This is a genomic window from Mesorhizobium sp. B2-4-15 (assembly GCF_006658505.1).
Classification (GTDB): domain Bacteria; phylum Pseudomonadota; class Alphaproteobacteria; order Rhizobiales; family Rhizobiaceae; genus Mesorhizobium.
Window position 1 is genome coordinate 148,101 of record NZ_VFUZ01000013.1, and the last position, 11,748, is coordinate 159,848.

Below are 11,748 nucleotides of genomic sequence, written 5' to 3' on the forward strand. Positions count from 1 at the left end.
GCCTGCTTTTCGACACTGCCGGCGGCCAAGAGTACAACCGCCGGTATTCCAAGACGACGCGCATCCGCACGGACGCGCCGGGTCGCCTGGAGCCCTGAATGTCGAAAGGAAGCTGATGCGATTGCGTTCCCAAGCCCTCGCGGCGCTATTGCTGTGCGCCACGGCCTTGCCGGCGATGGCGCAGGAATGCGGCGGCGATTTCGAAACCTGGAAGCAGGGTGTGGCGGCCGAAGCCAAGGCGGCTGGTGTCGGCGCTGTCGGCCTCGACGCGCTGGAGGACGCCGCCTTCGACCCGAGGGCGCTGGCGCGAGACCGCGCCCAGGGTGTCTTCACCCAGACCTTCATCGAATTCTCCAACCGCATGATCTCGGCCTACCGGCTGAAGCAAGGTGCGGCGAACATGAAGAAATACGCCGGTATCTTTGCTCGCGCCGACCAGCAGTTCGGCGTTCAGGCGCCTGTCATTACTGCCTTCTGGGCACTGGAAACCGATTTCGGCGCCGTGCAGGGCGATTTCCACACGCTGAGCGCGCTGGTGACGCTGTCGCATGATTGCCGCCGCCCGCAGTTGTTCCGGCAGCAGCTCGTGCCGCTTCTGGAGTTGATCGATCGCGGTGTGCTGCCGGCCGACGTCAAGGGCGCGTGGGCAGGCGAAATCGGCCAGACGCAGATCCTGCCTTCGGACTATCTTGCCCGTGGCGTCGATGGCGACGGTGACGGCAAGATCGACCTGCGCAACAGCGTGCCCGACGTGATCATGACCACGGGCAACAAGGTGCTGTCGCGCGGCTGGAAGCGCGACGAACCCTGGATCCAGGAAGTCCGCGTTCCTGAAGACATGCCCTGGGACCAGACCGGGCGCACCAACAAATTGCCGCTGACGCAGTGGTCGCAGTGGGGCGTCACCAATCCCGACGGCTCGCCGCTGGCCGACAAGGGCCTCAAGGCCGGGCTCGCGCTGCCCATGGGCCGCAAAGGTCCCGCCTTCCTCACCTACGACAATTTCGACGTCTATCTCGAATGGAACCAGTCCTTCACCTATGCGCTGACGGCGGCCAACCTCGCCGCACGGCTGGCGGGCGCGCCGCCGATCGACCCGCGCAATCCCGAGCCGGGCCTCAACAACGAGCAGATGAAGGCGCTGCAGACTAAGCTCGAAGCCAGGGGCTACGATGTCGGCACGGTCGACGGCATTCTGGGCACCAACACGCGCGAAGCAATCCGCAAGGAGCAGACGCGGCTGAGTCTGCCAGTTGACGGCTGGCCGACGCCGGAATTGCTGGGGAAGCTATAAAAAGTAGTGAGTAGTGAGTAGTGAGTAGTGAGTAGTGAGTAGTAGCATAGAGCGCTGCACCACTACTGACTACTGACTACTGACTACTTACTACTGACTACTGACTACTGACTACTGACTACTGACTACTGACCATTCCCTAATCCGCCATCGTCTCCAAACTCGCAAACCCTTCCGGCGCATCGCCCTCGTCGAAGGGTGTCGCCACCTCGACGAAGGTATCGGGATAAAAGCCGTTGAAGCGGGTCCTCAGCGACAGCGAATAGGCGCCGATGTGGCCGATCTCGATCCAGTCGCCGGTGTCGACCGTTTCAGGCAGCCAGAACGGCCTGGACAGGATGTCGACGGAATCGCAGGTCGCGCCGCAGACCTTGAACGGCACGATGTTCTTTTCGGCGCCATTGCGGGTCCGGATAGCCGGATCGGGAATGAAGCGCGCCGGCAGTGTGATCTTGCCGGTCCAGGAATCCGACAGCGACGCCCAAATGCCGTCATTGATGTAGAGCCGCTTGCCCTTGCGCAGGAGCACGCGCACGATCAGCGACAGGCAGCGCGCCACGATCACCCTGCCCGGCTCCGCCACCAGCGGCATCTGGTCGAACTGGTATTCCTTCATGTCGCCGGACAGCCGCGACATGATCTGGCCGAGAGACGGCATCTCGATCTGCTTGCGGTTGGGGTCATGCCCGTATTCAGCCGGAAAGCCGCCGCCGACATCGAGCCCGGCCAGGTCGAAGGTCAGCCGGTTGCGCACCCAGTCGGCCGAGGCCAGCGCCCGCTCATAGGTGTCGGGGTCCTCGATCTGGCTGCCGACATGGAAACACAGGCCGACCTTGTAGCCGGTGCGGTTCAGCCGCTCGGCGAGTTCCACGGCATAAGCCGGCCCGGCGCCGAACTTCTTCGACAGCTCGTAGGCCGCATGGCCTTTGGTCTGCACCCGCACGAAAACGCTGATCGCGCCGGGGTCGATATCGAGCGCCCGCACCACCCGTGTCAGTTTGGTGATCTCGTCCTCATGGTCGAGCGAAATGACGCGGATGCCGTATTTCTCCAGCGCCAGCTTGATGTCCGACTGCGCCTTGACCGGATGCATGTAGAGCATCTCTGCATCGGGAGAGACGGCGCGTACGGCGGCGAACTCGCCGGGCGAAGCGACATCGAAAGCGGTGACGCCGGCATCGACAAGCGTCTTCAGCACGATCTGCTCGCCATTCGTCTTGACCGCATAGGCGGTCTTGCCGGGAAACATGCCCATGAACTGCTTGGCATCGGCCTTGAGCACCTGCGGGCGGAAGCAATAGACAGGATCGTCGGGGCGAAGCGCCAGAGCCGCCTCGCGTGCATTCTCGAATCGCTGCATTGACGAATCCTCGACTTCGGCTGTGCACAATTAATCCAAGCTAGCGGCTAATGAAAACAATTCTGTGTCTCGTGCGCCTGGCGCCTTGGTGCTAGATCCTTTTGGCGGCGATGTTTGCCATCGATCATGTTTCGGGTGGCGCTTGTCGCCGAACCCGATATGGCTTCTGCTTGGCTGACTGGCTCTCAGGCCGTCTTGGGAGGACGATGCACATGGCAATAGCCGCGACTTCAGCACCACGCGGACCGATGGTCCTCAAGGACTGGGGGCAATTGCTGCTGCTCGGTGCGATCTGGGGCGGCTCCTTCTTTTTCGCCCGCATCGCGGTGGCGGAACTTCATCCGCTGGTGCTGGTCCTGTTTCGCGTCGCCATCGCCGCGATCGCGCTGCAACTCTATCTCGCCCTGCGCGGCCCCTCCTTCCGGCTTGCCCTGCCTCACGCCGGCCTGTTCTTCCTCCTGGCCTTCACCAACAACGTCGTGCCCTTCTCGCTGATCTTCGCCGGCCAGACAGAGCTTGGCGCCGGCGTCGCCTCCGTGCTCAATGCGACGACGCCGTTCTGGACGCTGATCCTTGCCAACGCGATGACATCGGACGAAAAGCTGTCCTGGAACAAACTGGCCGGGATTGGTCTCGGCATCGCGGGCACCGCCGTCATGATCGGTCCCGGCCTGCTTGCCGGGCTTGGCGGCCCGGTCTGGGCCAAATTCGCGCTGATCGGCGCGTCTCTGTCCTATGCCGTCGCGCTGATGGTCGCCCGCCGTTTCAAGGGCGTGCCTTCGCCGGTGCTCGCCACCGGACAGCTGACCGCTTCGACCATAATCATGGTCCCGATCGTGCTCTTCGCCCATGGCCCGGCCGGCCTGTTCTCGGCCTCGCCTCCCGTCTGGGCGGCGGTGCTGGCGCTGGCGCTCCTGTCCACCGCCTTCGCCTACATCCTCTATTTCAACCTGGTCGCCTCTGCCGGCGCCACCAACGCCTCGCTGGTGACACTGGTCGTTCCGGCCAGCGCCATGCTGCTCGGTTTCCTGTTTCTGGGCGAACGGCTGGAGCTTTTCGAGATCGGGGGTGTCATGCTGATCGGTCTCGGCCTTGTTACCATCGACGGGCGGTTGTTCGGAAAACGTTAGAGCGCGGCGCGTCCAAATCGGGCGCAGAAGAGAACGCTCCAACCGCTTCGATCATGTGTCGGCCGCCGACTTGATGTAAGCCGGATTCGATTTTCGGATCGACGCGGTAGCGCTGCCATGACACGCCAAGGACACGGTCCCGCCATAATTTATTCACAGGTCTCTAGCGGATTTTTGCCTAGAAGTTTCAACATCTAACGGCAAAAACGAGTCGCAAATCTGGCATTCATGTCGCAATGCAGCACATTTTCCGCTTGCCTGTGGCACAAATGAACCTAGACTCCGGGCATAGCTCTTTAAGAGGAGGCTATGTCATGGGACTTACGAGGCCAATCAACGCATTGATGATTTGTGCTGCGTTTGCTTTCATCGGCGCCCTCATTATGGGCGTCCTTCCCTGAACCCGCCAAGCCGGGGAAGACCAGCACCAGATAGTTCAAAACAATTCAAAAGGCCGGGTTTTTACCCGGCCTTTTGCTGTTCAGCAGTGCCTCATGCCGCGGCCGATCCGGCCACCTCCGCCTCGTGCGAGCGGATACCGATCATGTGGCAGATGGCAAAGACAAGGTCGGCGCGGTTCATCGTGTAGAAATGGAAGTCGCCCACCCCGCGCTCGACCAGATCCAGCACCTGTTCGGCCGCCACCGCCGATGCCACCAGCGCGTGCGTCTGCGGATCGTTCTGCAGGCCGTCGAAGCGCTCGGCCAGCCATGCCGGCACCAGCGCGCCGCAGCGCGCGGAGAAATTGGCGACCTGGGTGAAATTGTGCACCGGCAGGATTCCGGGCACGATCGGGATGTAGATGCCGGCGCGGCGCGCGCGCTCGACATAACGCTCGTAGAGATCATTGTCGAAGAAGAACTGTGTGATCGCCCGCGTCGCGCCATTGTCGACCTTGCGCTTCAGCATGTCGATGTCGGTGGCGAAATCGGGGCTTTCCGGATGCTTCTCCGGATAGGCCGAAACCGAGATATCGAAATCGCCGGCAACCTTCAGCGCCCCCACCAGTTCGGCGCCGTTGGCGTAGCCGTCCGGATGCGGGCGGTAGGCGGTGCCGACACCTGCGGCCGGGTCGCCGCGCAAGGCGACGAAGCGTTTCACGCCCATATCGGCAAACTCCTGGATCACCCCGTCGACCTGATGGCGGGCGGCGTCGACGCAGGTCATGTGCGCCGCCGGCGTCAGGCTGGTCTCCTTCAGGATGCGGTCGATCGTGCGCGCCGTCCGCTCGCGCGTCGAGCCGCCGGCGCCATAGGTCACCGAGACGAATTTCGGCTTCAGCGGCTCCAGCCTTGTCACCGTATCCCAGAGCCTTGCCTCCATCTCGTCGGTCTTCGGCGGGAAGAATTCGAACGAAACCCGGACCTTGTCGCCAATGTCGGGCCGGCGGGAAAAACGGAACTGGTTCATTACGCGATTTCCCCTATCGAGCTCACTCTGGTCTGCTGGCTGGCGTTGGCGGGATCGGCGATCAGCAGGCGCCGGTCGCGGCCAAGCCAGAGCTTGACGGTGAGCCTGGCTTCGTTGCCGCCGCGCGGTTCAAACTCCTGGGCATCCTCGAGGTCGAGGCCGGCCTCGGCGAACCACTCGCCGATCTGCCGGTCGGAAAAGCCAAGGCGCATATGCGCGTGCTCGTCACGCAGGAATTCCAGCGTGTGCGGCGCGAAGTCGACGATGACCAGCCGGCCGGCCGGGCGCAGAAGCCGCGCCGCCTCATGGATGGCGCGGGCCGGATCGTCGAGATAGTGCAGCACCTGGTGGATGGTGACGAGATCGAAGGCATCGCGCTCGACCGGCGGCGAGAAGATATCGCCCTGCCGCACCTGCGCATTCGAAACGCCGGCCTTGTCGAGATTGGCGCGCGCCACGGTCAGCATCTCGCGCGACATGTCGATGCCGACACCGCGCCGGTAGAGCGGCGAGAAGATTTCGAGCAGCCGGCCTGTGCCGGTGCCCAGGTCCAGCATCGACTGGAACGGCCGCTTGCCGACCAGTTTCAGCATCGCGGCCTCGACGGCACGGTCCGGCACATGCAGCGAGCGGATATGGTCCCAACTCGCGGCATTCAGCGAAAAATACTCCGCCGCCCGGTCCTGCCGCTTGCGCTTGACCGAGGACAGGCGCTCGAGATCGCGCTCGACCTGCGGGTCGGCGCCGCGAATGCTGGAAACCAGGCTCAGCACGAAATCGCGCGCGGAATCGGCATCCGACAGACGGAAGAAGGCCCACGATCCCTCCTGGTAGCGGCCGATCAACCCGGCTTCCAGCAACAGTTTCAGGTGCCGCGAGACACGCGGCTGCGACTGGCCGAGAATTTCGGTAAGATCGGAAACGGTGAGATCGCCGCGTGACAGCAGCGCCAGTATGCGCAGGCGGCTCGATTCGGCCGCCGCCTTCAACGTATCCACCATGGTGTCGAGCGAGACATGCATCAGCGTATTCTCTTTGAAAAAGATATAAACATATGTTTATGTCGATTTTTGAGGCCTTGCAAGAGCTATGTCGCTTCCGGACAAGAAAATGCCGCATGCGTGATTTCCGGGTGCATGTCGTCCAAAAATGTGTTGCGGTCTTTGGACCATGCCTTGCATCAACACAAAGCATGACTTGCATCAACACAGAGATCGACAGAATGACCGGACCGCGTGAGATGTTCGAGTCGCGCGAAGGCGAGATCAGGCTGGAGCAGGATCCGGCAACGATGCCCGCGGATGGCGGCGTCGTTTTCATTGGCCGCATCGCCTCGCCATGGACGACACGGGAAAGCTGCCCGAAAAACATGCGCGCGGCGCGCGAGGCCGGACAACCCGCGGTGCTGACCATCGATGCGCCCTACCGCGATGGCCTGCGCGGACTGGAACGAGCCAGCCATGTCATTGTCCTGTCCTGGCTGCAGCACGCGCCGCGGAATCTGATCGTGCAGAAACCGCGCCATGCGGCTGATGCGAAAGGCGTATTCGGCCTGCGCTCCCCTGCCCGACCGAACCCGATCGGCCTGCATGTGGCCAGGCTCGTCGGGCTGGACATCGGCACCGGGCGCGTCGACCTCGACGCCATCGACGTGCTCGACGGCACGCCGGTCATCGACATCAAGCCTTACTTCGCCTCGACCGACGCCATAGCAGAGGCGACGGTCGAAGGACGTGATGAACGATGACAGCGCCGACCGGCCGCCGCCGCGCCATCGCCAAGGCGCTGACCGCGCTCCTGCCGCTGGCGCCTTATGCCGACATGGAGAAGATCCGCGCCGACGCCGGCTCGGTGCACATGAAGACCTTGCCGCCGACGATCGCCGTCTGGCTGGCGACCATTGCCCATATCCGCCACAACCATACCGACTACGAAAAGCTGCTGACCGAAGGCTACGACCGCGACTCGGCCCGTTTCTTCGTCATCGAGCAGACCAACATCATGCTTACGCGCTGGCGCGCGACCCGCTTGCTCGACGCCGATGAAGAGGACGAGTAAGGCTTGGTCCCCCTATTGCCGCGTCGGCACGACGATTGCATTGTCAGGCTGGCTGTCCGCCTGGCCGACCCAGGTCAGGACAAGTTTCCCTCGTAAACCTGATCCTGATAGAGGACGAACAGCGCCGGGTGGCTGGCCCTATGCCTTCCGACTGGGACCGCTAGGCTGATGGTCCGCCTTGTGCGAGAGGAGGCCTCGATGAGCCAGACAACGAAGACGTGGGATGCACGGCAACTGCCCGCTGTCTCCGATCGGCATATCGACCCGCATGCCTATCCCAACGGCGTCGCCTTCCTCGATGGCCAGTACCTGCCGATGTCGCAAGCCAAGGTATCGGTACTGGACTGGGGGTTTCTGCATTCCGACGCCACCTACGATACCGTGCATGTCTGGAACGGCGGTTTCTTCCGTCTCGACCAACATCTCGACCGTTTCTTCGCAGGGCTGGAAAAACTGCGCATGACCATCCCGTTCGATCGCGACGGCGTGAGCGAAATCCTGCACGATTGCGTCGCGCTGTCTGGTCTCCGCGCTGCCTATGTCGAAATGCTGTGCACGCGTGGAGCCTCGCCGACCTTCAGCCGCGACCCCCGCCAGGCGGTCAACCGCTTCATGGCCTTCGCCGTACCGTTCGGCTCGGTCGCCAATACCGAGCAATTGCAGCGTGGCCTGCGCGTGGCCATCAGCGACAAGGTGCGCATCCCGCCGGCCTCGGTCGATCCGGCGATCAAGAATTACCACTGGCTCGATCTGGTGCGCGGCCTCTACGACGCCTATGACCGTGGCGCCGAGACCGCTCTCATTCTCGACTTCAACGGCAATGTCGCCGAAGGTCCGGGCTTCAACGTGTTCTGCGTCAAGGATGGCAAACTGTCGACGCCGGCGATCGGCGTGCTGCCCGGCATCACCAGGCGCACAGTCTTTGACCTCTGCTCCGAGGAAGGTCTCGCCGCGACAGCCACCGATGTCAGCGTCGCGGCGCTCAAGGCGGCCGACGAGGTCTTCATCACCTCGACCGCTGGCGGCATCATGCCGGTGACGGAGATTGACGGCGCGGCGATCGCCGGCGGCAAGGTCGGGCCGGTCACCAGCCGGCTGATGACCCTCTATTGGCAAAAACACGACGATCCGGCATGGTCGAGCCCGGTGCGCTATCCCTGATCAACCGGGCAGGCTGGTCAAAAAGATTTCGCCTCGCCTCTGGAAAATCACGGGACAGGCCGTATTTGCCCGAAAGCGGAGAGGCCTCCGCTTTCACCAAAAATCACGCCCGCACGGGCAAGGATTCCACATCATGACAAACAAGGTTTGGTTCATCACCGGATCGTCGAAAGGCTTTGGCCGCGTCTGGGCGGAAGCCGCGTTGGCGCGTGGCGACCGCATCGCCGCAACCGCCCGCGACGTCGGAACGCTCGCCGATCTCGTCGCGAGATATGGCGACAACATCGCCGCGATAAAGCTCGACGTTACCGACAAGAAAGCCGTCGATGCGGCAATTGCCGAGGCGCACCAGCGCTTTGGCCGGCTCGACGTCGTCATCAACAATGCCGGCTACGGTCATTTTGGCGCCATCGAGGAAGTGAGCGAACAGGAAGCCCGCGACCAGATCGAAACCAATGTGTTCGGCGCGCTCTGGGTCACCCAGGCCGCGCTGCCCATCATGCGGGCGCAGCGGTCCGGTCACATCATCCAGATCTCGTCCATCGGCGGCGTCAATGCCTTTGCCTCGCTCGGCCTCTACCATGCCTCGAAATGGGCCTTGGAGGCGTTCAGCCAGTCGCTCAGCATCGAGGTCGCGGAATTCGGCATCCATGTGACGCTGGTCGAGCCGGGCGGTTTCTCCACCGACTGGGCCGGCCCGTCGGCCAAGGTCTCCAAAGCGATCGAGGCCTATGCGCCCGCTCGCGCCGCCATGGCGGAACGCCGCAGCCGCGCCGTGGCAGGCGATCCCGAGGCTACCGGACCGGCGATGCTGGCGATTGTCGATGCCGCCGAACCGCCACTGCGTGTGTTCTTCGGCGACGGCGGCCTGCCGATGATCCGCCAGGAATACGCCAACCGCATCGCCACCTGGGAGAAGTGGGACCACGTCTCCGTCATGGCGCAAGGCGCCAACAAGAACCGCAAGAGCTAAGGCCCAGGGTCTTGCTACGCCGCCCGATGGGCGGCGTAGCCCTACCCTCGGCTATGCGCGATAAATCCACTGCTCGGGCACCCGCACCGAAATCTCTTCGCCGGCCCTGATCGTTCCCGGTTTCTCGACCCAGGCGACGACGCCACGCAGCCGCTTGGCCACTTTCGGAAACAACAGCGCGCCGGCTTCCACATCCGCCATCCCACCGTTTTCGGCGATCGATCGCCCGGCGATGCGGCAAGGCCCGTTCTGGGCATCGACCTTGAGGGTCACTCCGTCCTTGAAGAAAAGCAGCGTACCGGCCGGTAGCATCGAGAGATGCGGCACGCCCTCGATCACCAGATTGGCGCCGATCCATTCCGCCTTGATCTCGGCCAATCCCATCCGTTCGGCGACGATGGCCAGTTCATCCGCTGCCACGATCGACAATTGCCGTTCGTTGCGCATTTCTGTGCCGCGTGGATACCAGGGTTCGCGCCCGCCCGAGCGCCGCGTCGCTCCAGCATGGAAATCGCCTGAAATGCCGTCGAAGCCCAACCGCAATTCCTCCGCCGGACGCGTCTGGAAATGATCCGCCGGCGCGACATAGAGCGCCGCCGCGCGAGCAGAAAGCTTTTTCGCCGGGATGATTTCGACCGGCTTCTCGGCCTCGGGGAAGAGATCCAGCATAGCTTCATTCCTTGGATGATGCGCCTCGGTTTTGCCCTTCGGCCGGCAAGGCCGCAAGAGCGGTTTGGGCCATAATGCGCAACTCTTCGGCCGATGCGCCGTCACGCGCCTGGATAGACATGCCGTTCATGACGCCGGCGATATATTTGGCGAAGCCTTCGACGGAGGGGCCTTCCGGCAGATCGCCCATCGCTCTCCCCTTGGCCAGCCGCTGCGCGATCGCCGCTTCACTCGCCTTGCGATAGGCCTTGAGTTCATCCGCGATAGCTTGCGCCTGCGGCGAGGCTGCCAGCGCGCCGCTGACGAAAAGGCATCCGCCCGGCTTGCCGGGTCTGGAATAAGCTTCCGCTGCACCCAGCAGCAACCGCCGGATCGCCTCCCGCGTCGGGACCGGCGCGCTCAGCGCCTCCAGCGCAAAGCCGATCTCGGTCTCGTGGTAGCGTGTCAGCGCCTTGCGAAACAAAGTCTCCTTGTCGGTGAAGGCATTGTAGATCTGTGGCGGCGTCAGCCCCATCGCTTCGCGCAGCATGGCGAGCGACGTCGCCTCATAGCCATGCTCCCAGAACAGATGCATTGCCGCATCCAGCGCCCGGTCGGGGTCGAATGCACGCGGCCGGCCACCGCGCGGCTTTTCCAAATCTTCCATATCGATCGATACGAAACCTATTGACTCACCTTCTGCACATAACATAACAATTGATACGAAACATGGCAAGCCGAAGGACCATCCCTTGGCAAGGCCATGCAGTTCGAGCACAAGGAGAGTCCAGATGCCAATCACCGTGACCGCGCCGGAAGGCGTACTGACCCCCGCCGGAGAGCGCGAAATCCTACCGCGTCTCAGCGCCGCTCTCATCGAAGCCTCCGGTGCCACCGGCAATTCCTTCTTCAACGCGATTGTCGGTGGCACGGTCCACATCCTGCCGCTCCGCCATATCTATGCCGGCGGCGCCAATCGGCCTGTCGTCATAGTGGAGTTGAAATTGCCCAATATCGGCCTTGGCTCGGTCGAAACTCGCAAGGCCTTCATCAACGCCGCCGCGAAAATTGTCGCCGAACTCTGCGTGCCAGGGCACAGGCCCGAAAACACCTGGATCAACATCGTCAACGCGCCCGATGGCGGCTGGGGCATCGGCGACAGGCAATATACAGGCGACGCGCTTGTCGCCGCCGCCACGGCCGCCGCGCACTGATCCGGCAGGAGCGATGACGGTGCGGCTCTCTCCTTCGCTGTTCTTCACCACAAATTGCGAGCCGGCACTGGCCTTCTACGAACAGTGCGGCCTTGGCCGGGGAACGATCCTGCTGCGCTGGGGCGACAACAACATGCCGGTGCGAACCGAAGCCATGCGCGGAAAAGTCCTGCATGCCCGCTTTGAGGGCCCGGGCGTGCTGTTCCATGCCTCCGACAATGACGATGCCGAACCGATGAAAGGCTCCGCCATGATGCTGGAGTTCGACGACCTGTCGGCCATGCGCGAACTCTTCTCCCGCATGACCGTCGGCGGCCGGATCACCGTGCCCCTGGCACGGCAATATTGGGGAACCTCCTTCGGCATGCTGGTTGACGCCTATGGCGTGCAGTGGATGTTCAGTTGTTCCGGTGAATGAGGGCGCGGATCACGATCTTCTTACCTCGATCAGAACCGGCTCGGCATTGCCGCCATGCCGTGCCGGTCCCATGGTGACGTCC

General features: G+C 63.0%; 13 protein-coding genes. 8 read left to right on the forward strand and 5 right to left on the reverse strand.

Annotation, left to right across the window (positions count from 1 at the left end; translation table 11 throughout):
- Positions 1 to 115 precede the first annotated feature (115 nt).
- Positions 116 to 1,294, forward strand: a complete 1,179-nt coding sequence (locus FJ930_RS17310; protein WP_141839334.1) for a lytic murein transglycosylase — start codon at positions 116 to 118, stop codon at positions 1,292 to 1,294.
- Positions 1,295 to 1,433: 139 nt separating this feature from the next.
- Here the strand turns inward: FJ930_RS17310 and FJ930_RS17315 are convergent, their stop codons facing one another.
- Entirely contained in the window at positions 1,434 to 2,654 is a 1,221-nt protein-coding gene (locus FJ930_RS17315; RefSeq protein WP_141839336.1) for an alanine racemase, read from the reverse strand.
- A 212-nt stretch (positions 2,655 to 2,866) separates the two neighbouring features.
- Here FJ930_RS17315 and FJ930_RS17320 point away from each other — a divergent pair, with 212 nt between their 5' ends.
- Positions 2,867 to 3,784 carry a DMT family transporter gene (locus FJ930_RS17320; protein ID WP_141839338.1) on the forward strand — a complete coding sequence of 306 codons (918 nt, stop codon included), beginning with the start codon at positions 2,867 to 2,869 and terminating at the stop codon, positions 3,782 to 3,784.
- 492 nt (positions 3,785 to 4,276) lie between these two features.
- On the opposite strand, the gene metF is transcribed toward FJ930_RS17320, so the two are convergent.
- Positions 4,277 to 5,194: a methylenetetrahydrofolate reductase [NAD(P)H] gene (gene metF, locus FJ930_RS17325; protein ID WP_140743381.1), complete on the reverse strand. Its 918-nt coding sequence runs from the start codon at positions 5,192 to 5,194 to the stop codon at positions 4,277 to 4,279.
- Entirely contained in the window at positions 5,194 to 6,216 is a 1,023-nt protein-coding gene (locus FJ930_RS17330) for a metalloregulator ArsR/SmtB family transcription factor (protein ID WP_141839340.1), read from the reverse strand. The genes metF and FJ930_RS17330 overlap by 1 nt, the downstream gene beginning before the upstream one ends.
- Before the next feature lie 200 nt (positions 6,217 to 6,416).
- On the opposite strand from FJ930_RS17330, the gene tsaA reads away from it, so the two are divergent.
- The 4 genes from tsaA to FJ930_RS17350 all read left to right on the forward strand — a co-directional run bounded on the left by tsaA (position 6,417) and on the right by FJ930_RS17350 (position 9,386).
- The gene (tsaA, locus tag FJ930_RS17335) at positions 6,417 to 6,941 is read left to right on the forward strand and encodes a tRNA (N6-threonylcarbamoyladenosine(37)-N6)-methyltransferase TrmO (RefSeq protein WP_141839342.1); all 525 of its coding nucleotides are present in this window, start codon (positions 6,417 to 6,419) and stop codon (positions 6,939 to 6,941) included.
- Positions 6,938 to 7,252, forward strand: coding sequence for a DUF2293 domain-containing protein (locus tag FJ930_RS17340; RefSeq protein WP_140743387.1), 315 nt, complete (start codon positions 6,938 to 6,940; stop codon positions 7,250 to 7,252). The genes tsaA and FJ930_RS17340 overlap by 4 nt, the downstream gene beginning before the upstream one ends.
- A gap of 198 nt (positions 7,253 to 7,450) precedes the next feature.
- Positions 7,451 to 8,413 carry a D-amino acid aminotransferase gene (locus FJ930_RS17345; RefSeq protein ID WP_141839344.1) on the forward strand — a complete coding sequence of 321 codons (963 nt, stop codon included), beginning with the start codon at positions 7,451 to 7,453 and terminating at the stop codon, positions 8,411 to 8,413.
- A 133-nt stretch (positions 8,414 to 8,546) separates the two neighbouring features.
- Complete coding sequence (locus tag FJ930_RS17350) at positions 8,547 to 9,386, forward strand: SDR family oxidoreductase (RefSeq protein ID WP_141839346.1); 840 nt, start codon at positions 8,547 to 8,549, stop codon at positions 9,384 to 9,386.
- Between the two features lie 51 nt (positions 9,387 to 9,437).
- On the opposite strand, the gene FJ930_RS17355 is transcribed toward FJ930_RS17350, so the two are convergent.
- Entirely contained in the window at positions 9,438 to 10,055 is a 618-nt protein-coding gene (locus tag FJ930_RS17355) for an MOSC domain-containing protein (protein WP_141839348.1), read from the reverse strand.
- 4 nt (positions 10,056 to 10,059) lie between these two features.
- Positions 10,060 to 10,629 (reverse strand): TetR/AcrR family transcriptional regulator, encoded by a 570-nt coding sequence (locus FJ930_RS17360; protein ID WP_246676944.1) that lies wholly within the window; start codon positions 10,627 to 10,629, stop codon positions 10,060 to 10,062.
- A gap of 196 nt (positions 10,630 to 10,825) precedes the next feature.
- Here FJ930_RS17360 and FJ930_RS17365 point away from each other — a divergent pair, with 196 nt between their 5' ends.
- The gene (locus FJ930_RS17365) at positions 10,826 to 11,248 is read left to right on the forward strand and encodes a tautomerase family protein (RefSeq protein WP_141839352.1); all 423 of its coding nucleotides are present in this window, start codon (positions 10,826 to 10,828) and stop codon (positions 11,246 to 11,248) included.
- Positions 11,249 to 11,267: 19 nt separating this feature from the next.
- The gene (locus tag FJ930_RS17370; protein WP_141839381.1) at positions 11,268 to 11,666 is read left to right on the forward strand and encodes a glyoxalase/bleomycin resistance/extradiol dioxygenase family protein; all 399 of its coding nucleotides are present in this window, start codon (positions 11,268 to 11,270) and stop codon (positions 11,664 to 11,666) included.
- The last annotated feature ends 82 nt before the right edge of the window (positions 11,667 to 11,748 follow it).

Coding starts and splice junctions, on each gene's coding strand:
- FJ930_RS17340 (WP_140743387.1), top strand. CDS start 6,938: ATGACAGCGCCGACCGGCCGCCGCCGCGCCATCGCCAAGGCGCTGACC.
- metF (WP_140743381.1), bottom strand. CDS start 5,194: ATGAACCAGTTCCGTTTTTCCCGCCGGCCCGACATTGGCGACAAGGTC.
- FJ930_RS17355 (WP_141839348.1), bottom strand. CDS start 10,055: ATGCTGGATCTCTTCCCCGAGGCCGAGAAGCCGGTCGAAATCATCCCG.
- tsaA (WP_141839342.1), top strand. CDS start 6,417: ATGACCGGACCGCGTGAGATGTTCGAGTCGCGCGAAGGCGAGATCAGG.
- FJ930_RS17350 (WP_141839346.1), top strand. CDS start 8,547: ATGACAAACAAGGTTTGGTTCATCACCGGATCGTCGAAAGGCTTTGGC.
- FJ930_RS17315 (WP_141839336.1), bottom strand. CDS start 2,654: ATGCAGCGATTCGAGAATGCACGCGAGGCGGCTCTGGCGCTTCGCCCC.
- FJ930_RS17330 (WP_141839340.1), bottom strand. CDS start 6,216: ATGCATGTCTCGCTCGACACCATGGTGGATACGTTGAAGGCGGCGGCC.
- FJ930_RS17310 (WP_141839334.1), top strand. CDS start 116: ATGCGATTGCGTTCCCAAGCCCTCGCGGCGCTATTGCTGTGCGCCACG.
- FJ930_RS17365 (WP_141839352.1), top strand. CDS start 10,826: ATGCCAATCACCGTGACCGCGCCGGAAGGCGTACTGACCCCCGCCGGA.
- FJ930_RS17320 (WP_141839338.1), top strand. CDS start 2,867: ATGGCAATAGCCGCGACTTCAGCACCACGCGGACCGATGGTCCTCAAG.
- FJ930_RS17360 (WP_246676944.1), bottom strand. CDS start 10,629: ATGCATCTGTTCTGGGAGCATGGCTATGAGGCGACGTCGCTCGCCATG.
- FJ930_RS17345 (WP_141839344.1), top strand. CDS start 7,451: ATGAGCCAGACAACGAAGACGTGGGATGCACGGCAACTGCCCGCTGTC.